At 40.8% G+C, this 25,915-nt stretch carries 22 protein-coding genes; 11 read left to right on the top strand and 11 right to left on the bottom strand.

The genetic code is table 11. The features are described 5' to 3' along the window. The first annotated feature begins 15 nt into the window (after positions 1–15). From pstS to C7457_RS07320, 3 genes are all read left to right on the top strand, one after another. A complete protein-coding gene (gene pstS / locus C7457_RS07330) occupies positions 16–1,077 on the top strand; it encodes a phosphate ABC transporter substrate-binding protein PstS (protein ID WP_121171574.1) in 1,062 nt (353 codons plus the stop codon). Positions 1,078–1,210: 133 nt separating this feature from the next. Further along, a complete protein-coding gene (gene uvrA / locus C7457_RS07325; RefSeq protein WP_121171572.1) occupies positions 1,211–4,018 on the top strand; it encodes an excinuclease ABC subunit UvrA in 2,808 nt (935 codons plus the stop codon). Positions 4,019–4,037: 19 nt separating this feature from the next. Then, positions 4,038–4,397, top strand: coding sequence for a DsrE/DsrF/TusD sulfur relay family protein (locus C7457_RS07320; protein WP_121171569.1), 360 nt, complete (start codon positions 4,038–4,040; stop codon positions 4,395–4,397). Positions 4,398–4,420: 23 nt separating this feature from the next. Here C7457_RS07320 and C7457_RS07315 read toward each other — a convergent pair whose 3' ends face one another. Further along, a complete protein-coding gene (locus C7457_RS07315) occupies positions 4,421–5,155 on the bottom strand; it encodes a C-GCAxxG-C-C family protein (protein ID WP_121171567.1) in 735 nt (244 codons plus the stop codon). 59 nt (positions 5,156–5,214) lie between these two features. On the opposite strand from C7457_RS07315, the gene C7457_RS07310 reads away from it, so the two are divergent. Then, on the top strand, positions 5,215–5,943 hold the full coding sequence (locus C7457_RS07310) for a TrmB family transcriptional regulator (RefSeq protein ID WP_121171565.1): 729 nt from the start codon (positions 5,215–5,217) through the stop codon (positions 5,941–5,943). On the opposite strand, the gene C7457_RS07305 is transcribed toward C7457_RS07310, so the two are convergent. From C7457_RS07305 to C7457_RS07295, 3 genes are read right to left on the bottom strand one after another with little or no spacing between them, the layout of a single operon-like run. After that, positions 5,936–6,277 carry a glycine zipper domain-containing protein gene (locus C7457_RS07305; protein WP_121171563.1) on the bottom strand — a complete coding sequence of 114 codons (342 nt, stop codon included), beginning with the start codon at positions 6,275–6,277 and terminating at the stop codon, positions 5,936–5,938. The genes C7457_RS07310 and C7457_RS07305 overlap by 8 nt on opposite strands. Then, entirely contained in the window at positions 6,252–6,587 is a 336-nt protein-coding gene (locus C7457_RS07300; RefSeq protein WP_121171561.1) for a SpoVG family protein, read from the bottom strand. Before C7457_RS07300 ends, C7457_RS07305 begins: the two co-directional genes overlap by 26 nt. Further along, positions 6,584–7,015 (bottom strand): antitoxin AF2212-like protein, encoded by a 432-nt coding sequence (locus C7457_RS07295; protein WP_121171559.1) that lies wholly within the window; start codon positions 7,013–7,015, stop codon positions 6,584–6,586. Before C7457_RS07295 ends, C7457_RS07300 begins: the two co-directional genes overlap by 4 nt. Before the next feature lie 56 nt (positions 7,016–7,071). On the opposite strand from C7457_RS07295, the gene C7457_RS07290 reads away from it, so the two are divergent. Genes C7457_RS07290 through C7457_RS07280 form a run of 3 tightly spaced genes read left to right on the top strand, consistent with a single transcriptional unit; the run spans position 7,072 to position 8,795 of the window. Continuing rightward, on the top strand, positions 7,072–7,740 hold the full coding sequence (locus C7457_RS07290; RefSeq protein WP_121171556.1) for a phosphoribosyltransferase: 669 nt from the start codon (positions 7,072–7,074) through the stop codon (positions 7,738–7,740). After that, positions 7,727–8,107, top strand: a complete 381-nt coding sequence (cdd, locus tag C7457_RS07285; protein WP_121171554.1) for a cytidine deaminase — start codon at positions 7,727–7,729, stop codon at positions 8,105–8,107. The genes C7457_RS07290 and cdd overlap by 14 nt, the downstream gene beginning before the upstream one ends. A 10-nt stretch (positions 8,108–8,117) precedes the next feature. Continuing rightward, a complete protein-coding gene (locus C7457_RS07280; protein WP_121171552.1) occupies positions 8,118–8,795 on the top strand; it encodes a response regulator transcription factor in 678 nt (225 codons plus the stop codon). Here C7457_RS07280 and tgt read toward each other — a convergent pair. The 5 genes from tgt to C7457_RS07255 are packed head-to-tail and all read right to left on the bottom strand — an operon-like array spanning position 8,792 to position 14,160. Continuing rightward, positions 8,792–9,898 (bottom strand): tRNA guanosine(34) transglycosylase Tgt, encoded by a 1,107-nt coding sequence (tgt, locus tag C7457_RS07275; RefSeq protein WP_121171550.1) that lies wholly within the window; start codon positions 9,896–9,898, stop codon positions 8,792–8,794. The two genes, C7457_RS07280 and tgt, sit on opposite strands and share 4 nt — an antisense overlap. After that, positions 9,888–11,009 carry a glycosyltransferase gene (locus C7457_RS07270; RefSeq protein WP_121171601.1) on the bottom strand — a complete coding sequence of 374 codons (1,122 nt, stop codon included), beginning with the start codon at positions 11,007–11,009 and terminating at the stop codon, positions 9,888–9,890. Before C7457_RS07270 ends, tgt begins: the two co-directional genes overlap by 11 nt. Positions 11,010–11,016: 7 nt before the next feature. Beyond that, entirely contained in the window at positions 11,017–11,673 is a 657-nt protein-coding gene (locus C7457_RS07265) for a sugar transferase (RefSeq protein WP_121171548.1), read from the bottom strand. Continuing rightward, the gene (locus C7457_RS07260; protein ID WP_121171546.1) at positions 11,660–13,066 is read right to left on the bottom strand and encodes a mannose-1-phosphate guanylyltransferase/mannose-6-phosphate isomerase; all 1,407 of its coding nucleotides are present in this window, start codon (positions 13,064–13,066) and stop codon (positions 11,660–11,662) included. Before C7457_RS07260 ends, C7457_RS07265 begins: the two co-directional genes overlap by 14 nt. Further along, positions 13,063–14,160, bottom strand: a complete 1,098-nt coding sequence (locus C7457_RS07255) for a glycosyltransferase family 4 protein (RefSeq protein ID WP_121171544.1) — start codon at positions 14,158–14,160, stop codon at positions 13,063–13,065. The genes C7457_RS07260 and C7457_RS07255 overlap by 4 nt, the downstream gene beginning before the upstream one ends. An 82-nt stretch (positions 14,161–14,242) precedes the next feature. On the opposite strand from C7457_RS07255, the gene gmd reads away from it, so the two are divergent. The 3 genes from gmd to C7457_RS07240 are packed head-to-tail and all read left to right on the top strand — an operon-like array spanning position 14,243 to position 19,939. Further along, entirely contained in the window at positions 14,243–15,280 is a 1,038-nt protein-coding gene (gene gmd / locus C7457_RS07250; protein WP_170137386.1) for a GDP-mannose 4,6-dehydratase, read from the top strand. Next, positions 15,273–16,559, top strand: coding sequence for a methyltransferase domain-containing protein (locus C7457_RS07245; RefSeq protein WP_121171540.1), 1,287 nt, complete (start codon positions 15,273–15,275; stop codon positions 16,557–16,559). The genes gmd and C7457_RS07245 overlap by 8 nt, the downstream gene beginning before the upstream one ends. Further along, the gene (locus C7457_RS07240; RefSeq protein ID WP_245939614.1) at positions 16,556–19,939 is read left to right on the top strand and encodes a glycosyltransferase; all 3,384 of its coding nucleotides are present in this window, start codon (positions 16,556–16,558) and stop codon (positions 19,937–19,939) included. The genes C7457_RS07245 and C7457_RS07240 overlap by 4 nt, the downstream gene beginning before the upstream one ends. Position 19,940: 1 nt before the next feature. On the opposite strand, the gene C7457_RS07235 is transcribed toward C7457_RS07240, so the two are convergent. Continuing rightward, positions 19,941–20,954, bottom strand: a complete 1,014-nt coding sequence (locus C7457_RS07235) for an acyltransferase family protein (protein ID WP_170137385.1) — start codon at positions 20,952–20,954, stop codon at positions 19,941–19,943. Between the two features lie 209 nt (positions 20,955–21,163). On the opposite strand from C7457_RS07235, the gene C7457_RS07230 reads away from it, so the two are divergent. Continuing rightward, positions 21,164–24,946: a DUF4214 domain-containing protein gene (locus C7457_RS07230; protein ID WP_121171538.1), complete on the top strand. Its 3,783-nt coding sequence runs from the start codon at positions 21,164–21,166 to the stop codon at positions 24,944–24,946. Positions 24,947–25,668: 722 nt separating this feature from the next. Here C7457_RS07230 and C7457_RS08945 read toward each other — a convergent pair. Then, the gene (locus C7457_RS08945; protein WP_274540975.1) at positions 25,669–25,809 is read right to left on the bottom strand and encodes an integrase core domain-containing protein; all 141 of its coding nucleotides are present in this window, start codon (positions 25,807–25,809) and stop codon (positions 25,669–25,671) included. Between the last annotated feature and the right edge of the window lie 106 nt (positions 25,810–25,915).

Below are 25,915 nucleotides of genomic sequence, written 5' to 3'. Positions count from 1 at the left end.
TATAGGGAGGAAGAGATGAAGAAGTTTATAGCGATGGCCGCCGTTCCAGCAATAGTTCTTTCAGGGTGTTTTGGGGGAAATTCTGAAAAGGGAAGTCACAAGGAGCAGAGGTCTGAAAGGAGCTCCAAGGCTGTAATAAACGGAGCAGGAGCGACCTTCCCATACCCCGTTTACGTAAACTGGGCAAAGGAGTACGAAAAGTCTACGGGAGTTAAAGTTAACTATCAGGGCATAGGCTCAGGAGGGGGAATAAGGCAGGTAACTGAGAGGACGGTTGACTTTGGCGGTTCAGATAAGATGCTTCCACCTAAAGAGCTTGATAAGAGGAGGCTCTATCAGTTTCCTGCAATAATTGGAAGCATCGTTATCGTCTATAACCTTCCTGGCGTAGGTGATGGGGAGCTTAGGCTCTCAAACAGGGCAGCCTGCGATATCTTCATGGGTAAAGTTAGCTACTGGGATGATGAGGAGATTAAGAGGGATAACCCTAAACTCAAACTCCCCCACCAGAGGATTACTGTAGTCCACAGGGCAGAGGGTTCAGGAACGACTTGGAACTTTACCTACTGGCTGAGCCACGTATGTCCTGAGTGGAAGGAAAAGGTTGGTTACGGAAAAGTCGTTAACTGGCCGACAGGAATTGGAGCAAAGGGTAATGCTGGAGTAACTAACTACGTTAAACAGACTCCCGGAGGAATCGGCTACGTTGAGTACGCCTATAAACTCCAGAACGACCTTCCAGCAGCCCAGCTTCAAACGAGAGAGGGAAACTTTGTAAAGCCGACGGAGGAGAGCTTTAAGGCTGCAGCCTCCCATGCAAGCTGGAAACCTGAGGAGCACTTCTACCTTCCCGGTAACCTTCTCCTTCAGCCAGGTAAAGAGAGTTGGCCTTTAACTGCAGCATCGGTAATTCTCCTTCCCAGGGAGAAGAAAGAGAGGAATAAACTGGTAGTAGAGTTCTTTGACTGGGCCTTTAAGAACGGAGATCAAATAGCAGTTAAACTCGGTTACGTTCCCCTTCCTGAAAGCACAAAGGAGATGGTCAGGAAGTACTGGAAAGAAATCGTTCTTAAGTAGGGACTTCCCTTTTATAGATAGTTTAAGAGGCCGCCCTTTTGGGCGGTTTTTTATTTTGGAAATTTGAAAGCTGAACCTGACAGGAATTCCCAAAGGGTCTATTTTTTCCTGTTAAACCGATTTGAAGAGGGAAATGAAGGATAAAATTGTAGTAAAAGGGGCAAGGCAGCACAACTTAAAAAACGTTGACGTTGAAATACCCAAGAACAAACTCGTTGTAATAACGGGAGTGTCAGGTTCTGGAAAGTCTTCACTAGCCTTTGATACCCTTTACGCCGAAGGTCAGAGGAGGTACGTTGAGAGCTTGTCAGCCTACGCCCGCCAGTTCCTTGAGCTTATGGAAAAGCCAGACGTTGACCTGATTGAAGGCCTTTCTCCTGCAATTGCAATTGAACAGAAAACAGTTTCAAAGAACCCCCGTTCAACTGTAGGAACTACTACTGAGATACACGACTACTTAAGGCTCCTATTTGCGAGGGTTGGAAAACCTTACTGTCCCAAGTGTAACGTTCCGATAGAGCCACAGACGGTTCAGGAGATAGTTGATAGGGTTTTGAATAAAGAGGGAAAGAGAGTCCTCATCATTTCCCCTGTTGTTAAGGAGAGGAAGGGAGAGCACAGGGACTTAATTGAAAGGCTGGTTAAACAGGGTTTCAGGCGTTTTATTGTTGACGGAAGGGAGTACTTGGGGGAAGAGCTCCTCAACCTAAAGCTTGAAAAGAAAGTAAAGCACACAGTTGAAGTTGTAGTAGATAGGCTAAAAGTGGCCCAGAAGTATAAAAGCAGGCTTGCAGACTCAATTGAAACTGCAGTAAACCTCTCAGAGGGTTTCGTTGTAATAAGGAATTACGATACAGAGGAAGAGGAGCTCCTCTCAACAAAAGGCTCCTGCCCGATCTGCGGTTTCAGCTTCAGGGAAATATCACCGAGACTCTTCTCTTTCAACAGCCCACTCGGAGCCTGTCCCGAGTGCGGAGGGCTGGGCTTCCGTTTGGCAGTTGAACCGAGTCTATTGATTGACTTTGAGAAACCTTTGATAGAAGCCTTTGAGCTTACAAAGTACGCAAAGTTTGAGTACTTAACCGACTTAATTGAAACAGGATGTGATTACCTTGAGGTCTCTCCCTACGAGAAGGTGAGGGATATTCCAAAGGGTAAGCTTAACTTCCTCCTCTACGCTGAAAAACAGCCGATCAGGGTTTACGGTAGCGTCTCCTTCTACAGGGGAAACTACAAACCTTACTACTTTGAAGGAATATTAAGACACCTTGAGAGGAGGTACAGGGAGAGCGAGTCTGAGTGGGTAAAGGAACTTATTGAACCCTACCTTGTTGAGGTTGAGTGTGAAGCCTGCAAGGGCAAAAGGCTAAACAGAGAAGCCCTATCTGTAAAGGTCGGCGGACTCAACATAGCCCAGGTTGAGGAGATGACTGTAAGAGGTGCCTTTGATTTCTTTAAGAACCTGGAGCTCTCAGGAAAGAGAAGGGTAATAGCAGAGAGAATACTTAAGGAGATAAAGAACAGGCTCAAGTTCCTAATAGACGTAGGCCTTGATTACCTTACGCTTGATAGGAGAACCTCAACACTTTCAGGAGGGGAGAGCCAGAGGATAAGGCTTGCAACTCAGGTAGGTTCAAGGCTTTCCGGAGTCCTGTACGTCCTTGATGAGCCGAGCATAGGCCTCCACCAGAGGGATAACAGGAGGTTAATTGAGACTCTGAAGGGCTTAAGGGACCTTGGAAATACTGTAATTGTAGTTGAACACGACGTAGAGACCATAGAGAGTGCAGACTTCGTAGTTGACATGGGGCCGGGGGCTGGAGTTCATGGAGGGGAGGTTGTTGCTGCTGGAACTCCCGAAGAGCTAAAGGAGAGCGAGAACTCACTAACTGGGAAGTACCTATCCAGAAAACTCCAGATAGAAGTTCCAAAGGAGAGGAGAAAGCCTACCGAGAAGTGGCTCAGAGTTGTTGGAGCAAGGGAGCACAACCTTAAGAACATTACGGTTAAGTTTCCCTTAGGGCTATTTACCTGCGTTACCGGAGTTTCAGGTTCTGGAAAGTCAACCCTAGTAAATGAAATCCTCTATAAGGCCTTGGCAAGGGAAATCTATAAGAGTAAGGTGATTCCGGGAGAGCACGATAGAATAGATGGAGTTGAGCTGGTTGATAAGGTAGTTAGAGTTGACCAGTCTCCGATTGGAAGGACTCCCCGTTCAAACCCTGCAACCTATGTTGACGTCTTTACTCCCATAAGGGAACTCTTTGCAGCAACTCCGGAGGCAAGGGCAAGGGGGTACAAGAAGGGGAGGTTCTCATTTAACGTTCCCGGAGGAAGGTGCGAAGCCTGTAAAGGAGACGGAGTTATAAAGGTTGAAATGCACTTCCTACCCGACGTTTACGTAACCTGCGACGTTTGTGGAGGTAGGAGGTTTAACAGGGAGACCCTTGAAATTACCTATAAGGGTAAGAACATCTACGACGTCCTTGAGATGACGGTTGAAGAGGCGATGGAGTTCTTCAAAAACCATCCAAAGATATTTAATAAACTTAAGACACTCTACGACGTCGGCCTTGGATACATAAAACTTGGGCAGCCTGCAACAACCCTATCTGGAGGGGAAGCCCAGAGGGTTAAGCTAGCAAAGGAGCTCTCAAAGAGGGCAACCGGCAATACAGTCTACATACTTGATGAACCAACAACGGGACTTCACATTCACGACGTTAAGAAGTTAATTGACGTCCTTCAAAGGCTCGTGGATAAGGGAAATACAGTAATAATTATAGAGCACAACCTTGACCTTATTAAGTGTGCAGACTGGATTATTGACCTTGGCCCTGAAGGTGGAGATGAAGGGGGGAGAGTGGTCGCCGCCGGAACTCCTGAGGACGTTGCAAGGAGTGATACCTGGACTGGAAAATTCTTAAGGGAAGTCCTTTAAAAATCTCTAGGAGGGCCAAATGGCAAAGGTGTTATTTATCCTCAACAGGGAACCTTACGATGGAACCGACGTTACCTGGAACGCCTTAAGGCTTGCTGGAAAGCTACTTGAGAAAGGAGCGGTAGTTAGGATTTTCCTAATGAACGATGCAGTTGACCTTGCAAGGAATGAGACGGTTAAGCCTGAAAACTACGACCAGGACCTAGTTGCAATGCTTAAAGAACTAATAGATAAGGGAGTTCCCGTAAAGGTTTGTGGGACCTGTATGGCAAGGTGCGGAATCCATAAGGGAAAACCTTACTTTGAGGGGGCAGAAAAGGCCACGATGAATGACCTTGCTGAGTGGGTTCTTGACAGCGATAAGGTTCTAACCTTTTAAAAGGGAGGGAGCTCCCTCCCTAATTACTCAACCTCTTTCATCGCTGCTTCGTGGCAGATGAAACACTCCATCTTTGTCTTCTGGGTTCCCTTGACGGAGGTTGGCTTAAATCCCCCGAAGTGGTAAGCGTTTAGAAGCTCAACCGTCTTAGCGGCAACAGAGGCGGTTAGCCTTGCGCACCTTTCAGAACGCTCTTTACTGTTGTAGAGAATCGGCCTTTTAAGGGCTACTGATGCAACCTTACACCACCTCTGGACGGAGACGTGGCATAGGGGAGAGTGGGAAATGCTCTTTGGAAAGTGGGGAATGTCAACTTTACCGCAGACCTTAGGTTGGTAAGTGGGGAGCTCCTCCTTCTGGTACCAGTCAACGAGGACGTCAATCATGGGCTTGAAGTCCTTACAAGTAAGGTTAAAGATTGCAGCTGCGCCGTTGAGAGTTCCGCATATAGTTCCCCAGCCGGCAACTCCTCCGCCACCGTACCAGAACATTAAAGAAGGAATTCCTAAGTAAGGGCCTCCAACTTTCTCCTTTAAAGCATCAAGAATTGACCTGAAAACGCCATCACAACACTCGTGTTTGAAGTACTCTGAGTAAGCCTTGTCTGCTATCTCCTGAGGGTCAAGCTTTACGTAGGGCAGTGGAAGTTTTACGTCGTCGATTCTGGAAGCTAGAGCAGGTAGGTTCTCGGCTAAAAGGCCGGCCGTGATTCCAACTCCTGCAAGAAGTCCCTTCTTTAGAAACCCTCTCCTATCCATAGTTGTCCTCCTTTACCACTTAACAGTGGTGAATTTAGCTATAGTATATCATTACTCCTATGGAAAAGAGCGAAGTTATTGATCTACTGAAAGAGTTCGGCTTAAATACCTACGAGGCAAAGTGCTACGTTGCCCTCCTTGAGAGTGACGGTGCAACGGCGCCTGAAGTTGCGAAGAGGTCTGGAGTTCCTCCTCAAAGGGTTTACGACTCCCTCTCTTCCCTAGAGGAGAAGGGAATGGTTCAAGTCGTTAACAGGAAGCCAAAGCTTTTCGTTCCCCTTCCGGTGAGGGAGGCACTCCTAAACAGGCTCTATCAGATAAAGCTAAACTTTGAAAAGAGGGAGAAGTTCCTAAGGGGGCTTATAGAGGAGATTGAGAGGAAAGTTCCTGTTAAGTCCAGTGAGTTTCCAACTTCAGAAGAAGTCTTCACCGTAGAGGGAGAGAAGGCGATAGTTTCAACTGCTGTAAGGTTAATTTCGTCGGCTAAAAGGAGCGTTAAGATAGCTGGAATAAGGCCTCTCTTTGCCTTTGGTTGCAGGGGAAATTTGGGGAAGTACCTAAAGGAGGGAGTGGAACTTTTAGCAGTAGGGAAGTTTGATACTCCCTGTAAAGAGGAAATCAGCAGGTTAGGGGGAAGGTATTTAGAGAAGGAAGTTGAGTGCACCTACCTTTTAATAGTGGATGACAGTAAACTCCTCTTCATTTACTCTGGAGATAGGGGAATATTCACAGAAAGCAGAGGAGTTGTAACTCCTTTCCTCTCCTACTTTAAGGAACTCTCTACTTAGAGGTAGGGGCCGGCTGGCTATCAACAGTGTACCAGTTCTCCCTTACGTGAATTACTTTCCCGTCCTTCGTCTTAACGTCGTACTCGGTTTCAGCGCTAACCGTGTGCTGATTTGTCTGGTCGCTTCCCATAACGTACCCTAAGATTCCTCCGGCAACTGCTCCGTAAATGGCCGCATCTTTGGCAGACGACTTGTAGTGTTTATGGGTTGCAGCTCCAACTGCAGCCCCTCCAAGGGCTCCAAGCAACGCAGCATCGGTCTTTGAAAGCTGGTTGGAGGTACACCCTGAAAACAAGAGGGCAGGAATACTAATCGTTAGGATTAACCTTTTCACCGTACTTCTCCATAATCCGTTTGTACTCGTCAAGGACCTTCCTCCTTATGTGAAGGTATAGGTCCTTTTCTAGGGGGTTAACTATTGGAACGTATTCTCCCGTTCTGCTCCTCTTGGAGGGCATCTGTATGAAGTAGCCCTTATTTGAATATATGATTTTTATGTCCTTAATTTCCAAGACGTTGTTAATCTTCACCGTAGCAACGGCTTTAATGTTTCCACCAATTCCCGTAGTATCAAAGGGATAGATCTTTACGTCTGTAACCTCAAGGTTCATTACGGGGAGCCTTTCAATCTCTTTCCTTCTCACAGGAGGCTTACTCCCTTCTCAATCTGTTTGTAGATGGAGCTCCCCTGTTCCCTCCACCTCTCAAGCCGGTTTGAGCTTATAACCTGAACCGGAAGGTAAACGGAGCTCCTTTCGTAGACCTTAAGGGCCTCTTCCATAACAGCCCTCAAGTCCCTTTCTGAGTCATCGGTTATTACAAATACTTCAAGTCCTCCGTCTGAAACAACGGCCTTAACGTCTATCGGTGAAACTCTCCTCCTAAGAAGGCTAACGAAGTCCAAGAGGGCCCTCTTCTTCTCCTCCTTAACGTCAATAGAGTTCCACCACTTTGGGAGCTCCTTTTCCCTTTTATCAACGAAAACAACTACCGCCTCACACCCTTCAGGTGGAGAGCAGGGCTCAACCGGGACGAAAACTCCGTTTTTAAAAACGGCTCTAACAGTTTTCATAGGTTCACTCTGTTAAGATATTCGTATGTTAAGAAATTTATTTTGAGGAGGGAGAGATGGCCATATTCAAGGATAGGCTTGAGGCCGGATACAGGCTGGCAGAAAGGTTAAAGCTGCCGTCAAACAGCGTAATCTTTGCAATTCCAAGGGGAGGAGTTCCGGTAGGATACGCCCTTTCAAAGGCCTTTAAGGTCCCGTTTGACATAGTGGTCGTTAGGAAGCTTCCAATTCCGTGGAACCCTGAAGCAGGGTTTGGGGCTATTACCCTTGACGGAAGAGTCGTTTTAAATCCTGAGTTTGAAGGGTACCTATCTCCAAAGACCGTTGAGGAAATTGCAAGGGTAGTTCACCAGGAGGTTTTAAGGAGGAACGAGGTTTACAGGGGAGGTAAGGGGTATAGGGACCTTAAAGGAAAAGTTGCAGTTGTGGTTGATGACGGCTTTGCCTCAGGCTATACAGCAATTGCTGCAGCTAATTTCCTTAAGAAGTTCTCTCCAGACGCCGTAGTTGCAGTTGCCCCTGTGTGTCCCGTTCATACGAAGGAGCTCTTAGAGGACCACTTTGACCAAGTCTATTGTTTGGTTGAAAGTAGGGAGCTCCCCTTCGCCGTTGCCTCGTTCTACTACGATTTCCACGACCTTTCAGACCAGGAAGTTCTTAACTTTGTAGAAGACTTAAGGAAGGAAGGTCTCTTCTTCCCGGAGGTGGAAGGTGAAAACAGTTGAGATGGTTAAGGTGGCAAAAGAGGTCTTGAGGAACGCTTATGCCCCCTACTCAAACTTTAGGGTATCGGCAGTTCTCTTTGGAGAGGACGGCCTATTTACAGGGGTGAACGTTGAAAACGCTTCTTACGGGTTAACAGTATGTGCTGAAAGGGTTGCAGTTTTTAAGGCTGTATCTGAAGGGAAGAGGAAGTTTGAAAAAATCTTGGTTTACACTCCCGGACGGGAAAACCTACCTTACCCTTGTGGAGCCTGTAGGCAGGTTATGGCAGAGTTCTTCGGTGAGGACTTTAGGGTAATCGTTGCAAACGATAGTGAAGAGGAACAGTTTACCTTAGGAGAGCTCCTACCCTTTAACTTCAAACGCTAAAGGAGGAAGAATGATAGAAGTTCTCCTAGTTGAGGACGATGAAGCGATTGGAGATTTAGTCAAGTACAATCTTGAAAAGCACGGTTTCTTGGTTGACTGGGTTCTTGACGGAAAGGAGGCCCTTGAGAAGTTAAGTGAAAGGAAGTACGACATAATAATCCTTGACCTTATGCTTCCGGGAGTTGACGGCCTTGACCTCTGCAGGAAGGTTAGAAGGGAGGGAAAGAACAGGGAAACTCCGATAATAGTGCTAACCGCCCTTGGAGACGAGGATACAAAGGTTAAAGGTTTCTCCGCCGGTGCAGATGACTACGTTACGAAGCCTTTCAGCGTTAAGGAACTCCTTGCAAGGATAGAGGCAGTCTTAAGGAGGGTTGGCTACTCAAAGAAGGACGTTTTAGAGTTTGAGGGAATTGTTGAGAATAAGAAGTCAAAAACCGTAACTGTTGACGGCAAGCCCATTTACCTAACAAAGACGGAGCTCCAGCTCCTTGAGTTCTTCCTTGAACACCCCGAACAGCTCTTTACGAGGGAGGAGCTCCTTGAGAACATCTGGGGAACCGACCACAACGAGACAACAAGGACTGTTGACGTTTACATCAGCCGTCTAAGGAAAAAGCTGGGAGAGAAGGGCAAATACCTAAAGACCCTTCCGAGGTTGGGGTATAAGCTAACGAGGGAAGGTTAACTTCCCTCTCCCCTAAACTTCCTCAGAAACTCCTCCTTAAACTGAGCAAATCTTCCCTCCTTAATTGCTTCCCTTATCCCTTCCATCAGTTTTGCGTAAAAGTGGAGGTTGTGGATAGTGTTTAGAATAACAGAGTTTACCTCACGGCTAACGTAGAGGTGTCTCAGGTAGGCCTTTGTAAAGTTCCTGCAGGTATAACAATCACAGTTTGGATCAAGGGGAGTAAAGTCCTTTTTATACTTTGCCGCCTTTATGTTAACTTTTCCGTAAGACGTAAAGAGGGTTCCGTTCCTTGCGTTCCTAGTAGGCATAACGCAGTCAAACATATCAACGCCTGCCTCAACAGCCTCTAAGATGTCTTCGGGAGTTCCAACGCCCATTAAATAGCGGGGCTTATCCGATGGAAGGTTGGGAGCTACCAGGCGGGTAATTCTGTACATCTCCTCCTTCGGCTCTCCTACGCTAAGCCCTCCTATTGCAAATCCTTCAAATGGGAGTCTCGTTATCTCCTCAACACACTTTAGCCTTAAGTCTTCATAAACTCCTCCTTGGACTATTCCAAAGAGGGCCGTTCTATCTGTAGTCCTTGCCTCTATGCTCCTTTTAGCCCACCTTAAGGTCCTCTCCATAGAGTGCTTTGCGTAATCGTAGGTTGCTGGGTAGGGAGTACACTCGTCTAAAACCATTCCTATATCAACTCCAATCCTCTCCTCAAACTCAATTACGAACTCTGGGGTAAAGAAGTGTTTACTTCCGTCAAGGTGGGAACAGAACTCAACGCCCTCTTCTGTTAACTTCATCAAACTTCCAAGGCTGAAAACCTGAAAACCTCCACTATCGGTCAGTATTAAGTCTTTCCAGCCTGTAAAAGAGTGAATCCCTCCAGCCTCCTCAATAACTTCAAGTCCGGGTCTTAGGTAAAGGTGATAAACGTTTGAGAGAACTAGAGAGTAACCCATTTCCTTTACGTTTTTCCACGTAACTCCCTTAACGGCTCCGAGGGTCCCGACAGGCATAAAACAGGGAGTTTCTGTCTCCCCGTGAGTTCCCTTAAGTTTCCCGTACCTTGCCTCGCCACAGGTTGAAAGAACTTTAAACTCCAACTTTCCTCCTGAATAATCTAAACTCCTCTTCTTTTTGATGAACGAAGGATAGAAAGTTCTCTTTGAACCTCTCTTTTGAGAATTTTTCTGCGTTCTTCCTTATTTCCCAAGGGTCAAAGTTATTTTCTCTTTTCTCAAACTCTTTAACAGCTTGAATAATATACTCTGTACTCTGTTTCTTAAATAAAATTCCAGTTTTACCGTTAATAACAGTTTCGCTTGTTCCTCCTTTTTCATAAGCGATTACCGGAGTTCCGCAGGCCTGAGCTTCAACAGGAGCTATTCCAAAATCCTCTTCAGCAGCAAAAACAAAGGCTCTTGCCCTTTTAAGGTACTCCTTTAAAACTGGAAAGGGAACTTTCCCTAAAAATCTAACGTTTCCAGAAGAAATTTTCTCAAGCCTTTCCCTTTCAGGACCTTCTCCAATTACAACTAGTTTTCTATTTTTCATTTCGGAAAAGGCTTTAACTATCAAGTCTATCCGCTTGTAAGGAACTAGCCTTCCAACTGTTACGTAGAAATCTTCTTTTTGTTCTGATACTTCAAAACTCTCAACGCTAACAGGAGGGTAGATAACTTTGGCCTTCCTTCTATAAACCTTCCATATTCTCATTGATACTGATTTGGAGTTAGCTACGAAATAGTCAACCCTATCGGCAGATAGCCTATCCCAAATCCGATAGTAGTGAGAAATTAGTTGAAAAATAAACCTTTTTAAAAAACCCAGTTTCCTAAATTGACTGTGGTAGAGCTCCCAAACAAACCTAAACGGAGTGTGACAGTAACAGATGTGGAGCTGATCGGATCTTACTAAAACTCCCTTAGCTACAGCGTGAGAGGAAGATATAACTGTGTTGTAGTCTGAAAGGTCTATCTGTTCAACTGCAAAAGGAAACAGCGGGAGGTAAAGCCTGTACTTACTTTTTGAGAAGGGAAGTTTATTTGTAAAAGGAGTAGATATCTCTGCTTTCTCAAGTTTTGTACCTCTAAGAGCTTTTCTATCGTAAAACAAGGTATAGATAGGAGATTTAAAGAGCTCGTAAATTTCCTCAAGAACCCTCTCTGCTCCTCCAAAAGTTAGAAGCCAGTCGTGAACGAGAGCTCTCTTCACTTCCAATTCAATAGGCTCCTTTTCCCTTTAGAACAACAAAAAGTGTCTTTAAAAGGATTTTGAAGTCTTCCTTTAGCGAGACTTTCTCAACGTATTTTAAATCAATCCTGATTCTCTCTTTAAATGTTAGTTCATTTCTACCTGAAACTTGCCAAAGTCCGGTTATACCTGGTTTGACTGATAGGATTTTCTCCCTTTCCTCCCCATTAACTTCACTTGAGAAAAGTTCCTCTTTTAGATAGGGTCTGGGACCAACTAAACTCATGTCTCCCTTCAAAACGTTAAAAAGCTGTGGAAGTTCATCAAGGCTAAATTTCCTTAAGAATTTTCCGACTGTAGTTACTCTTGGGTCGTTCCCCTTAATCTTTTTGTACTTTTTGTACTCTTTTGCAGCTTCAGGGTTTCTCTCTAAGAACTCCTTTAACTCCTTTTCTCCGTTAACTTTCATTGTTCTAAACTTATATAAAATAAACTCTTTACCTTCTAAGCCCAACCTTCTCTGTTTGTAGATTACGCATCCTCCATCGAAAACCTTTATTAGGATAGCTATTAAGCTCATAATAGGGAGTGAAAGAAAGAGGAGAATACCTCCAAAGGAGAGGTCAATCAACCTCTTTCCCACTTTCCTGTAAAAGCTCTTTTCCGTTTCTCTAATAGCTAACATCAAACCTTATTATGTCATCCTCTCCTAGATAATTTCCGACCTGAACCTCTATTATCTCAAGAGGGGATGAGGTACTGTTAATGAGTTTATGTTTCTTTCCCTTTGGAACGTAAATGCTCTCGTTTTCCTTCAAGATTACCCTTCTGAGGGAACCGTTTTCTCCTTCAATCAGTACTTCAGCCTCTCCCCTAACAACAACCCAGTGTTCGCTTCTAAACTTATGAAGCTGAAGGCTTAAAGCTTTACCAGGATCAACGAAAAGCTTCTTTACCTTAAAACCTTTACCCTTCTCAAGCTCAACGTAGTAACCCCAGGGCCTAAAGACTTTAACGTGAAACTCCGTTAAAGTCCTTAGCTCTTCATCTTTTTCAAGTTTCTTGACAACTTCCCTTACCCTTTGACTTTCTCCTCTTCTTGTTATAAGTAGGAAATCTTCGCTATCAACGACTATGAGGTCCTCAACTCCTATCGTTGAAACTATCCTTTTATCAGCCAGAATAAAAGAGCCTTTAGTATCTATGTCAATAACTTGACCGAGTTTAACGTTTTCTCCCTCCTTATCCTTTAAGCTGTCGTAAAGCGCATCCCAAGAACCAAGGTCAGACCAGACTATATCCATAGGTATAACTGCAATATCTTCTGCTTTCTCCATGACTGCGTAGTCTATTGAGATATCCGGCATTTGGCTGAAGCTTTCAAGGAGCTCTTCAAAACTTAAAGAGCTAACAAGCCTGTAGATTTCTGGAGAATGCCTCCTGAATTCCTCAAGAACTTTTCCGATTTTAAAGGCAAACATTCCACTGTTCCAGAAGAAGTTGCCCTTTGATAAGTACTCAACGGCAACCTCAAAGTTCGGCTTTTCATGAAACCTCTTTACTCTAAAGGCACCTTCTCCAATCTCCTGGCCGGCTTCAATGTAGCCGTAGCCGGTTTCAGGCTTGGTAGGTTTAACTCCAAAGGTAACGAGGAAGTTTTCCCCTGCTATCTTTTTTGCCCTTTCTAAGTAGACCTTGAGGGCTTCCTCCGGAAGTATTAAGTGGTCAGAAGGGAAGATAAAGATAACTTCCTCTTCGTCCGCTCCTAGACGCTCAAGGGCAAACTTTGAAGCTAAAGCAATAGCTGGAGCAGTGTTCCTGCCGATCGGTTCAAAGATGAAGTTGTTAAAGTCCTTCTCCCCAAGGAGCTCCTCAATCTGTTTTTTAACGAGGAACTTGTGCCTTTCGTTTGTTACAACTATCAAGTCCTCTTCATTGAAAGTAAGCAAGGTTCTCTTTAGAGTACTCTGAAAAAGGGATTTCCCTGAGAAAATCTTAAGGAACTGTTTGGGCATTGCTTTCCTTGAGGCCGGAAAGAGCCTCGTACCGTTTCCTCCGCAGAGAATAACAGCTTTCATTTTATTAAAACCTCAGCAAGTTTTTTTGCCTCTTCTTCCCATAAAAATAGGCCTTCTCTTAACTTCTCCTTATCACAACTAAGTTTACCTCTTTCAAACAGGGAAAGGGCCTCCTTTAGCCCTTCTTTTGTGGGTTTAACGTAGATTGCACCTGGGCCTGCAGACTCGTGGAGCTCCGGTATATCGGAAACCATAACACAACATCCGCAGGCCCTTGCTTCCTGAGCAGGCATTCCAAAGCCCTCATAGATGGAAGGTAAAACGAAAAGATCAGCTCCATTATATAGCAATGGAAGTTCTTCTTCAGGAACGTACTTTAAATAAAGAATCTCGGAACTAAATTCTTTTATCTTCTTTTCAATAGTGCGGTTTTTCCATCCACTGTCTCCGGCGATAACAAGCTTATAGTGCTTTAATCTGCCTTTTGCTTTAAGTTCCATAAAAGCATCAATTAGAGAATCCAAGTTTTTTCTTGGTTCAATCGTTGAAACAAATAGGATATATTTGTTTAAATTTTTCCTGATTAAATAGTCCTTGACGAACTGTTTATTCAAAATTTTAAATTTTTTAAGGTCTACTCCTGGATGAACAACAGCATCTGCTTGCCTTGAGTAGAATTGTGAGAGTTTTTTTGCTGTTCCTTCGGAAACTGTAACTATTCTATGGGCCTCTCTGATACTTTTGTTAAAGTAAATCTTATATCCTAAACGGACTGTTGTCTTCATCGTTTCAGGAACTAGATGAACGTTAAAATCATGAACTGTAATAGTTTTTGTAACTCCTGTTTTAAGGAGGTTTGGCAGTATAGGAATTCCAGACCAAAAAACATTAAGATTAAGACGATTAATTAACCTATGGGAAAAATACCTTAACCAAAGACTTTTTGGAAGTTTCCTTAAAAACGGATTCTTTTCTACGATTAAGGTAAAATTTTCTTTATTGGAGAAGGGTAAATCCTCAATATCAAGTTGGGAAATTACAAAAAATTTAGCTTTCGGTAAAATGGACTCTAGGTTTTTAAGTAAATAAAAAATGTAGTTTCCAATACCGGTTCGTTTTCCGGCCAATGGACTACCGTAAACTCCGATCTTCAAGTTATTCTCCTTCAATGTGGCCTTTGCACCAATTTGAAATTAAATTATTAGACCCACTAAGAGAGTCAAGCGAGGGCTGGATATGAGAAGAGCTTTAATAACGGGAATCCGGGGACAGGATGGAGCCTATCTAGCTAAGTTTTTACTTGAAAAAGGTTATGAGGTTTATGGAGCAGACAGGAGAAGTGGAGATTCCTCAAACTGGAGATTAAGAGAGCTTGGAATAGAGAATGATGTAAAGATAGTTTACTTAGATTTACTTGAGTTAACCAATGTAATGAGAGTAATTGATAAGGTCAAACCTGATGAAATCTATAACCTGGCAGCCCAAAGCTTTGTGAAAGCCTCTTTTGAGCAGCCGATTTTAACTTCGGAAGTCAATGCAATAGGAGTTTTAAGGTTGCTGGAGGCAGTAAGGACGTTAAAACCGGATGTGAAGTTCTATCAAGCCTCTACGAGTGAAATGTTTGGTAAAGTTCAACAGATACCTCAAAACGAAAAAACTCCTTTTTATCCGAGGAGTCCTTATGGAGTAGCTAAGCTTTTTGGACATTGGATAACTGTTAACTATAGGGAATCCTACAATATATTTGCCTGTTCTGGAATACTGTTTAACCACGAATCACCTTTAAGAGGATTGGAGTTCGTTACAAGAAAGATAACTTACAGCCTCGCAAGGATAAAGTATGGCCTCCAGGATAAACTAATTCTTGGTAATTTAGAAGCTAAGAGAGATTGGGGCTATGCTCCAGAATACGTTGAAGGTATGTGGCTAATGTTGCAACAAAAGGAACCTGATGATTATGTATTAGCTACAGGAGAAACGCATACGGTGAAAGAGTTTGTTGAGGAAGCTGCAGCGGTAGCGGGATTCCATCTTGAATGGACTGGAGAAGGAGTAAATACAAAAGGCATAGATAAAAATACAGGAAAGGTTATAGTAGAGGTGTCACCAGAATTCTATCGCCCTGCGGAGGTTGATGTCCTCGTAGGGGATCCAAAGAAAGCGAAAGAAAAAATGGGGTGGTCTCCAAAAATCAAGTTTAAAGAACTTGTTAGAATAATGATGGAATCGGATTTAAGGAGAGTTTCAAATTTAGTTAGGTCAAAAAATGCTTGAATTTAAATCAAAAAAGGTTAGTTCAGAAGTTTTAATAAAGGAAATAACCAAAGAACTTACTAAACTAGATAAGGTTGTTGATGAAAGTTCAAAGTTAGAAACACCTTCTTCTACTTATACTATTGGCGATTTTATGAACTACCATGATGAGGAATTTATAAAGTTTGCTTATAAAGCAATACTCGGTAGAGAGCCTGATCCTGAAGGTTTCAGACATTACCTGGGAAAGTTAAGATCTGGAGAGTTTACAAGGACAGATGTAATAGTAAGGTTAAGGTATTCTCAAGAGGGTAGAGCTAAAGGTGTAAAGATCTTAGGAATTGGAAAGAGAGCTATTTATTCTTACTTATCTCATGTTCCCGTTTTAGGTTTCATTATCAAGACTCTTAAATTCTTCTTTACCGTTCCTAAATTTATGAAACTCATGAACTTTTTGGAAAATAGCATCTATAGAAATTTTCAGCTTATGGAAAAGAGAGTGCAACTCTTAGAGAGCAAACAGGAAGAGGACATCAGCTATATTACAAGTGAACTTATAGAAGAGAAAGGGAACAGTTTAGTTCTAAGAGCAAAATTAAAAAAACTGGAAGATAAGTTGGAGGAAGAATCAATCCCTTCAAAAATTACTGTAAAGATACGGGATTTAAATTTAGATAGAAGTCTTGATTATTACTCAAATTTTGAAAATATCTTTCGGGGAACCTCAAGTGAGATAAAGGAGAGACTTGCACAGTATCTTAAATTCATTCCTGAAAACCTTGCTAAGAATTATCCCGTTCTTGATGTCGGGTGCGGAAGGGGGGAGTTTCTGGAATTACTTAGTCAAAGAGGAATTAATGCAGTTGGAATAGATTTAAACCGTTACACTATAGCTCATCTTAGAGAACGGGGATTTGAAGTCTATAATAATGACGTTAATTCCTATTTAAAGAGAGCTAAAGGTCAATTCTCTGCAATAACTGCTTTTCAAGTTATAGAACATTTTGATCCTGATTACTTAAAGGAATTTTTAACTTTAACTTATGAAAAGCTCGTGCCTGGTGGGGTTTTAATCTTAGAGACTTTAAACCCTTGGAATTTTGAGGCTTTTCCTAGGTTTTACATTGATGAAACTCACGTAAAACCTATTCCTCCAGATACCCTTACTTTCATCCTTAATTGGGTAGGGTTTAAGGATTTAAATCTTATTTTTTCTTCTCCCTTAAAGGAAAAAAAGAGAAAGGATGATGATTTGAAGAAGTTCTATCTAGACTACGCTATTGTAGGGTATAAAAGATGATTGATATTAGAGAGATTCATCAATTTCACTCCGGAAGTGCTTATGGAGATGCAATAACAAACGGTATGTTTTTTATCCAAAATCTTTTAAGAGAGCTGGGGTTCAGGTCTGAAATATACGTTCAGCACATTGATGAAAGGTTAAGAGGAAAAGTTAAGCATTATTCGGAATATAAAAGTAGTAGCGAGAATATACTTTTTATCCATCACTCTTTGGGTCATGATCTTGATGACTGGCTTCTTTCTCTTAAAGAGAATTTAATCCTTGTCTACCATAATATTACTCCCGAAAAGTTCTTTCCGAAAGAATCCCCCCTTTACAGATATTCCATAAAAGGAAGACAGCAGTTAAAACTCTTGAAAGAAATCTGTAAAGCAGCAATTGCAGATTCGGAGCTTAACAGACAAGAACTTATAAGTTTTGGTTTCAGTAAAGATAGAGTTTTCACAATACCATTATTATTTGATATTAAGAGATTAAAAGAGCATCCATTTAACAAGAAACTATTTGATGAAGTAGTTAAGTACTTTAATATTCTTTTTGTTGGAAGAATTGTAGAAAATAAAAAGCAGGATCAGTTAATAGATGTTCTTTACTTTTTGAAAAAACTAATGGATAGGTCACCAAAGCTTATTTTGGTAGGAGAAACAACAAGTAAAAAGTATGAAGAATTCGTAAAATCCAAAGTTCATAAGTATAATCTTCAGGAAGATGTTGTATTTACTGGGAAAGTGACGAATGAGGATCTGTACACTTATTACAGAGCTTCCGATGTGTTTTTATGTTTGAGCGAACATGAGGGTTTTGGAGTTCCAATTGTTGAATCTTTTGCATTTGATTTGCCTGTTATAGCTTATGATTCTCCTAAAAGCAATATTAGGTATACTCTCAACAGAGGGGGAATTTTACTAAAGGAAAAGGATCCAAGAAAAATAGCAGCTTTAATATCTATCCTTTCTAAGAACAGAGCTTTAAGACGGGAAATTATTAAAACCCAGAGGGAAGCTATTAAATTTTATGAAAACTCTTACGTAATAAGTAAATTTTTTAGATTCCTTGAATGGTTAGAGTTAAAACTTAATAGAGAGAAAAAAGAAAAGATTCTTGAAAGTCAAAAATTGATTGAAAAGCCTAAAGTACAGATAGAAGGGCCGTTTGATTCTTCATACAGCTTGGCCCTGGTAAATAGAGAGATGGCTAAAGCCTTAGACAATCACTTTCCTAACAAAGTTGCGTTATACTCAACGGAAGGTTACGGAGACTTTGAACCAAATGAGGAATTCTTAAGTGGAAATCCGGATGTAAAGAGAATGTGGGAATTAGGGGAAAAAGGCGTTGTAGCAGATGTAGTAGCTAGAAACCTTTATCCTCCTAGAGTCTACGATATGAAAGGATTAATAAATATTATGAACTCCTACGGTTGGGAAGAGTCGGAATTTCCAAAAAAATACTTAAAAGACTTCAACAGATTTTTGGATGCTCTTCCCGTAATGTCTCCCTACGTTAAAAAGATTATGATAGATAACGGCATATCTATTCCGGTATTTGAGGTAGGTATCGGAGTGGATCACGTATTGAATGTAGAACCTAAAGAGTTTTCCCTAAAGACGAAAAAGAAGTTTAAGTTCTTACATATATCTTCAGGTTTCCCAAGGAAAGGTCTAGATGTCTTACTTGAAGCTTACACTTCTGCCTTTACAAGTAAAGACGATGTTGTTCTCATTATTAAAACTTTCCCTAATCCTCATAATAACGTTGAAGACCTTGTTGGTAAATATAAAAGTAAACCTAACTGTCCCGAAATAGAGTTGATTAACGAAGACCTTCCGTATGAATATATAGTAGGACTCTATAGAAAGAGCGACTGTTTAGTGCAGCCAACGAGAGGAGAAGGTTTTGGGTTGCCGATGGCGGAAGCTATGCTACTGGGAATTCCGGTTATTACTACAGCTTATGGAGGACAGAGTTACTTCTGCAACGATGAAAACTCATGGCTTATAGATTTTAAGTTTACTAAAGCTAAGACTCACATGAACTTGTTTAATTCCTATTGGGTGGAGCCTTCTAAAGAACATCTTGCTGATTTGATGCAGTACATATATAAAAACCGTGAGAGTAAAGAGGTAGAAGAAAAAATCAAGAAGGCAAAAGAAACTTTACTTAGAAAATTTAAATGGAGCGATTGTTCTCAAAGATTAATTAATGTAATTAACGAAGTAGAAAATCTTCCGGTTTTCCTAAATAAAAAAGTTAACGTTGCTTGGATAAGTACTTGGAATACCAGATGTGGAATAGCTTCCTATTCCAAATTTATCTTAGATAGATTTTCTGAGGATTTAAAAGTCAAAATTATTTCTAATAAAGTTCCTTCCGAAGAAATAATAAATATGCAGGAAGAGGATAATGTTACAAGGGTGTGGAAGCTCGGAGCAAAGCAAGAAATATACGATATATTAACGGAAATAGATAAAGAAGATATAGATACAGTTTTCATTCAGTATAACTTTGGGCTTATTGACATTAATTATCTTGGTAAACTAATAGAAGAGCTTAAGTTAAGAAATAAAAATGTATTTATAACTCTACATTCTGTTAAAGATGTAAATAAACCCGATTTTAAAGCATCACTAAAATGGATAGTAAAAGAACTATCCAAAGTAGACAGGATTTTTGTTCACAGTTTACACGACTTAAACTATTTAAAGGACATAGGTTTAATTCAAAACGTGGCTTTATTCCCTCACGGAGTAGAGTTAAGGAATTTATCTGAAAAGAGAATAGGCTTTTTTAAAAAAGAGCTTGGTTTAGAAGGTAAAAAAATCATTGCTTCCTTTGGTTTTTTACTTCCCCACAAAGGTATAGTAGAACTTATTGAAGCATTTAATCTAGTTAAAGAGCATTTCCGTAATTCACACCTGCTACTGCTTAATTCTCTATACCCCGTTCCTGAGTCTAAAGAATACCTTGAAACTTGCAGGGAAACGATAAAACGTTTAGGATTGGAGAGGGAAGTTACGTTAATCACCGATTTCCTTCCTGAAGATGACGTAAGGCACATATTGGCAACGGCAGATGTAGTAGTTTATCCTTACCAGCATACTCAGGAATCCTCAAGTAGTGCAGTAAGGTATAGCCTTTCCTTGAAAAAACCCGTTATCTGCACTTCGCTTGAGATCTTTGATGATGTTTCTGACGTGGTATTTTTTACAAAAGACACTTCCTACAGGAGTATTGCCGAAAAAATAAACTCTTTACTCAGTAAACCAGAAGAAGTGGAAAGGAAGGTTAAATCTATTGAAAGGTGGCTGGAGTGTGTAAGCTGGGATTCTTTGGCTGAGAGATTAGAAAACATTATAAAGTACTTTAAGGTTTACAATTAAGCTATAGATTAAATCTGATTTTTTCTATAGGTTTTTCAATGAGGAAAACGCCAATAACTGAAATTAAAATTACAATTATCGTAATCAAAAGTAAATAATATAGATTGTTAGGTGATATTCCTATATATTCCAGCAGCCATATGCTTAAAAAGTGTGATAGGAAAACCCCATAAGATAGACTACCTAAGAACCTATTAAAAGGAAGGTTCTTTTTGTTGATAATAGCCCAGTAAACAACAGGGGTACCTAAAATAATACCCAATAAAGTTTCTCTTGTATAGGCTCCGTAAGTATGTTTAACAACCACAAAGTAAATAAACCATGCGACACAGATTATGTATATAAAAAATAACGAGAAAAATTCTAAAGAAGTAATTTTCTTGTTTGCAATCTTCTGTAGGAAACTTCCTATCATAAAAATGAATAGAGTTCCTACAATAAGTCTGTAGCCGTAGTAATCTGAGTGAACAACATTCAAATTTGCAAGTGAATACACAATAAAAGAGCCGAAAAGTAGAAATAGCCCTAGTTTCCTGATTTTTATTAGGAGCGGAAGTAGTATGTATACCTGAAGTTCTGCTCCTAGTGACCATGCCGGTGGAATGAGCCACCAAGGGGGCTTAGTTGAGGTTAAGATTATTAAATTATCCTGTATGAACATATAATAGTTGAGGGGAATTACTAAAAAATTATTAGCAATATTCAACAAACTGAACTTTGGGCCTCCAAAAGAAGTAACCGCCAGAAAAATCAAGGTTATTAGACTTACGTAAAAGTAGAGAGGGTAAATCCTCAAAATTCTATCTAAGTAAAATAGAAGAGTAGATTTTCCTCTCTTCCAAAAAATATCAAGTAGCAAGTGAGTTACAACGTGACCTGCCAGTATGTAAAATATTACAACTGCGAAAACTCCCGGATTCATACCGTGAACTCTAAAACCTGTATGAGAAAGTAGAACCAAATAGGCTAAAAAGAACCTCAAATACCCGGTCATCCTCTTGACTCCTACTGCCACGCAAATTATACTATTAATGTGAAATTGTCCTTAATTGGAGAAGTTTTCTCCTCAAGGGGGGTAGGTGAGAGAAAAACAGAAGATTGCAAACTTGCAAAGATTAATCAGGAACGTAAAATTTAAAGTGTTGACTTGAGGATTATAAGAAAGTATAACTATACCAGAGAAATAATTAGGATTAAGATATTGAGAGGAGGTAAGCAATAGCAATGACCAAAACTCAGGTATCACAGCTCTATGTAACCCTCTTTGGTAGAGCTTCTGAAAAGGAAGGTAATGAGTACTGGGCTACCCACTATGACAACCAGTACGAAGCGGCCAAAGTAATGCTAACCCTTGACATTGTCAAAGATTACTTTGGTGATGCTTGGAACGACAACAAAGCGTTCATTGAATCAATCTACAAGAACACTCTCGGTAAAGATCCAGCTAAGGATCAAGAAGGTGTTAACTACTGGCTCAACGAGTTAAACTCTTTACTTAAGGAGGGTAAGAGCCTCACTGAAGCAAGAGCAAAGGTAGTGGTTGACCTAATCAACGCCGTTCACGAATACGAAAACAGCAATGATCCTGAAGCTAAAGCTGCTGCGCTTCAGTTTAAGAACAAAGTAGAAGTATCAGATTACACAGCTGAAAAGGTTGAAAAAGTTCCCGGTAAAACTAATGAAGAAGTTCTTCAAAACCTCAAGTACTTCAAGGAAGTAATAGCAAACGTTACCGATGACCCCGCTACTGTAGAGGCTGCTAAGAAAAAGGTTGATGAAGACCTTGTAGTTAAGAATGTGGCTCTTACTACCGGCAAGGATATTATTAAAGGTAGTGTATTTGATGATACGTTTAAGGCAGATTTACTTACTTTAAATGATGGGGACAGCATTGACGGAAGGGACGGTGATGATACTTTAACAGCGGAGATAAATACAAATATTACAGATGGTGTTACTATAAAGAATGTAGAAAATATTAACGTAACGTCATATGGGGATAACACAATAGATTTTAAGAACATATCAGGAGTAAAAACTTTTGCGACAGTGAACTCTACTGGAAAGATAACACTGAACAACGTTGCGGATGCGAGTGTAGCATTTAAGTTTAAAGGACAAACAACTAATGATTTAGAAGTTAATTACAAAGCAGGGACACTAACAGGCACAAATGATGCATTGTATGTAACATTTGACAATGCTAAGGATGTAAAGCTTGACGTAGATTCTGGATTTGAGACATTCACGATAACGAACACAGGGACAAGCTCAACGGATACACTGACAGTTCCTGGTGTTAGTACTTTAGTAATTGAGGGAGATGGAAGTATAGATTTTGGAGATGATCTGAACGGATTTAAGGCTATTAAAGCGTCTGGCTTTACAGGAGCGGTTTACACAGGAAAGGATACGGACAATGATGGGTTTGCTCAGAATGCAGTCACAGGAAATAGTGAAGGGACTTCTGTTTTTCTTGGAAGTGGAGATGACCAGATAGGATTTACAGACAATGCTGCTACAGGGAAAGCGAATACAATTAAACTTGGTGCTGGAAATGATACTTTAGATTTAACGACAAATAATGGTTACAACTATGTTTTTGGTGAAGAAGGAGATGATAATGTGAAGATTGATGATATTGATCAAAATGACTTGGTAAACCTTGGAGCTGGAACAGATACTTTAACACTTAACCTAAATGCTGGAAATTCAACAGCAGTACTGAAAGGTGTTGAAAACCTAGTAGTTAAAGGTGATGCAGATAATGATAGAAATGTTGATATTAACTATGCAGATAGTGCATTGAATGTAACGTTAGTGGCTGAGGAAGACAATGCTAACCTTACGATTTTAAATCTTACAGCTGGATCAACTGTTACTGTTGATCCGAAGAAGAATACAACGAATAGTGTAGATATTCTAAAAGTGACTTACAAGAATGTAGAGGATAGTACTACTATCAAAGTGAATACTGTTGTAAAAGCTGATACAGCAAACAGCGATGACATTACTATTGAGAACGTTAAGAATCTGACCCTTGAATTTGCAAAAGAAGTGGACCTTGAAACAACGGATTCTCAACTTGTGTTAAATGATAAAGTAGAAAACTTAACAATTAAGGCGTCCGAAGACTTCCAAGTTCATGATATAGTAGATGGAGGTACAGCAGGGCTTCAGACAATTACAATTGAAGGTCAAAAGGATGTTAGCACTGGAGATATTACAGATGAAGATAAACTAACAACTCTTACAGCTACAGCAAAAGGCGATTTAACGATTGGAACTATTGATAAGGCTGATAAGCTGACAGAAGTGACACTAACGGGTAAATCTGTAATAGTTGGTGAGATTGGAGATACGGATAATGGTGGAGAAGAAGCTGATATTCCAGATGAACTCTCAAGCGTAACAATTACAGCAACTGATGGTGATGTAACCTTACAAACTGCAGGAACAAACGATGATACTGCAGTGATTCAAGCGGAAAAATTAGGAACTGTAGAAATCAAGGCTGATAAGGGAAGCATACTTGTAGATGATAATGATGATACTGATGATAGTAACGTACTTATATCTGCCTCTGATGCAGATGGAATTACTATAAAGCTTACAGCGAAGACAGCCATTGGTGATGCATCTGATGAGAGTACGGATGGCTATGGTGCTGCAGCTGGTGATGATGCGGTGACCATTGAAAACACCAAGGGAGATGTGGATGTAGAGGTAGGAGGCTCTGCAACAGCTTCGTTGATTATCAAAGCAGGTAACGCTACTTATAACGACAATACTAAGGGTATTGTTAATCTTACTGCTTCAAACACAGGTGGTGGAGCGTTTGATGTATATAATGACTCACCAATAGCGGACAATAAGACATCCACACTTAACCTTGGAAACGCAGATACAGGAAAGACAAACATCCTCAAGGTAGAAGGTGTAGTAGCCAATCTGGTTATCAACGGTGGAAGCGGAAATGATACTGTTGAATTTTCTGACCCAGGAAACTTTGCTAACTTTAAAACAGCAACAATAAACCTTGGTCAGGGAACTAACAAGCTTGACCTTAGTGGAATGGATCTCCAATATGCTCCTGATGGAACAGACCTAGGTACTGATAATGGGGTAGTAGCTAACTTCTCCAGTAGTCAGATTACGATTTATGGTACAGACACTAATTCATCTGCTGATGATAAGACAGTAGATTCTTTAGAGATTAAGCTTTACGATGCTGATGGTGATGAAGATGCTACAAATACTCACCAGAAGGTAGTTGAGAAGTCCTGGACTATAGATACAAACGGAATTACAAGCTTTGTTGGAACTAGCCAAGCAGACTACATTGTTGCTAACAACACGGGAATGACAATCGATGCTGGTGGTGGAAATGACACTGTTAAAGGTGGGGCTGGAGCTGACACGATAGATGGTGGAACTGGAAACGATACAATCTACGGTGGCGATGGAGGTGACACAATTACTGGTGGAGCAGGGAATGATAAAATCTATTTGGGTTCAAACGATGGAGATGCAGATAAAGTCAAGTTTGAAAACACGACAGATGGTCAGGATGTAATTTATGACTATGTAGCAGGAACGGATAAGCTGCTCTTTGACAATACGAACTTTGTAGTACATGGTAATACATCAAGTGGAATTGATATTACTACTGCTGCTCAGGGATCTACGAAAGCAGCAGAGGCTTATGAAGTGATCTGTGTAACAGATAATGCAGCAGCTGATTGGTCAGATGTGGTTACTAAAATTGATAATGCAATTACAGTTACTGATGCAAACGCAGATGGTAATTATGATAACGATGATAAAACTATAATTCTTATTGATAACGGAACGGATACTCGGGTTTATTACTTCAATGGAGATCAGGATGCGGGGGGAGATATTGACTCTAATGAGCTTAATTTGATAGGAACTTTAGATGGAATTTCTGACTGTTCGAGCATTGATCAAGCATCTTTGGTAAGCGGATATATTACTCTTGTTTAAATGTAGTTGAAGGTTTTACTGAATTGAATTAGTTGATGGGCAGGAGCTTCCTGCCCGTTTTTTTTTTTGGAGTTTAGGTGTTAATTCTGCAGAATGGCTAAAAGTGATTTAAGATTTTCTTTGGAGTTGCTTTAGAAGTCTCAATAATAAATATCTTGGTATTTTTCAATCCTGTTATAGAAAAGTTCAATTCTATCTTTTACCTTTTGGGTTTTGGATGTACCATGGCTTGTAAGGTGTTCATCGAATGAGAGAAGATTTTCAAAGACGAGATGAAAAACGAAGTAAAACGTATGAACAAACAGTGGGGAGAACTTGCCAACAAAATGGAACTATAGTAGGAGATATAGTTGAAGACCTAATGGTGAACGTAAAAAAGAGGAGAGAGGGTAAGAGAGAGAGGAGTACGACGTTGTAGGGACATGAGACGACAAAGTATTTCTAATATACGGAGAGTGTTTGAAAAATCATCCAAATAAAGAATAAAACTCCCAGATTGAAAAGGATAAACTTAGCTAAAACAAATAGTTAGGCTATGTGAGAAGGGAGTGTCCACCCAAGTGTGTAAAAATTTCAAACCTTAAACCTAAAGAAGGGTGGACACATGAATGATATGCCCCCATTTTTTTGAACACCCAAAAATATAAACCTCTCTCCTTTCCATAGAACACCTTTGACGGTGATAAATAAACGAGTGAAGAATGAGGCCTTTCATAGTTGTATCACTCAACCCACTCAACTACTTTCCTCCGGGCATCTTCAATATCTTCAAAAAACTCAAAAGAAAGAAGTTCTTCCCTGAGATGACTGTGAAAACTCTCTACATAACCGTTCTTGAAAGACTCTCCAGCAGGTATCACTATCTCCTCTATTCTGTACTTTTTAACAACTTTTCTAAACTCCTCTGACCTAAATTCGCTACCGTCATCTCTGATAATTACTTTTGGTGCTCTGTGGATGGAAATAAGT

Origin of the sequence: Thermovibrio guaymasensis (assembly GCF_003633715.1) — a bacterium.
Classification (GTDB): Bacteria; Aquificota; Aquificia; order Desulfurobacteriales; family Desulfurobacteriaceae; genus Thermovibrio; species Thermovibrio guaymasensis.
This window is presented reverse-complemented; position numbering and strand designations above follow the sequence as displayed.